This is a genomic window from Corynebacterium sp. HMSC072A04 (assembly GCF_001809235.1).
GTDB lineage: Bacteria > Actinomycetota > Actinomycetes > Mycobacteriales > Mycobacteriaceae > Corynebacterium > Corynebacterium hiratae.
The window spans coordinates 1-251 of sequence record NZ_KV796720.1; the positions used below are offsets into that span (position 1 = coordinate 1).

At 55.4% G+C, this 251-nt stretch carries 1 protein-coding gene; it reads left to right on the forward strand.

Annotated elements, in window-relative coordinates; genetic code table 11:
• Nucleotides 1-251: YPDG domain-containing protein (locus tag HMPREF2565_RS00180; RefSeq protein ID WP_210385851.1), on the forward strand; the 251-nt coding region annotated here is incomplete at both ends.

The window sequence follows — 251 nt, forward strand, 5'->3', positions numbered from 1 at the left end:
CGAGCCTGGTTATGAGGATGGTTCTGGTAAGCCGGGTGAGGATGTTAAGGTTCCTGCTCCTGAGTTCAAGGACAAGGACGGCAAGGACACCAAGGCTCCGGAGGGCACGAAGTTCACCCCGGGTGAGAACGTTCCGGATGGTGTGACCATTGATGAGAACACTGGTGAGATCACCGTGAAGGTTCCGGAGGATGCGAAGCCGGGTGACAAGATCACTGTTCCGGTTGTTGTGACTTACCCGGATGGTTCTA